General features: G+C 46.9%; 1 protein-coding gene. It reads left to right on the top strand.

The genetic code is table 11. The features are described 5' to 3' along the window. The coding region (locus E1189_RS22095) for a hypothetical protein (protein WP_196220810.1) at positions 1-320 on the top strand (320 nt) is incomplete at both ends.

Genomic DNA, 320 nt, shown 5'->3' with positions numbered 1-320 from the left:
TAGCCTGGTTTGCCAAGGGGTTGGAAGCCCCTCCAGTATCAGGCTGCCACGTCAGAACAAGGAAGCCCTTGAGCTGATAGCTGAGGCGGCAGATGACGTGATAATAACAGGTGAATTCGTTGATGGGTTTCCATTACCTTTTAACCCTGATATCAACGCCTGGGAAATTCAATGCCGGAAAGTTGTTAAGCAAGAGTTTGAAGAGGTTTATGAAACTGCATCAACAGTCCCAGGTGATTTGGACTACGATAGCCCTACACCAGAAGTACAAGTATTGAGCCAAAATGAGGAGGAGACAGTACGTCGAGGAAAACAGAACA

Origin of the sequence: Parendozoicomonas verongulae (assembly GCF_009711465.1) — a bacterium.
Taxonomy (GTDB): domain Bacteria; phylum Pseudomonadota; class Gammaproteobacteria; order Pseudomonadales; family Endozoicomonadaceae; genus Sansalvadorimonas; species Sansalvadorimonas verongulae.
This window is presented reverse-complemented; position numbering and strand designations above follow the sequence as displayed.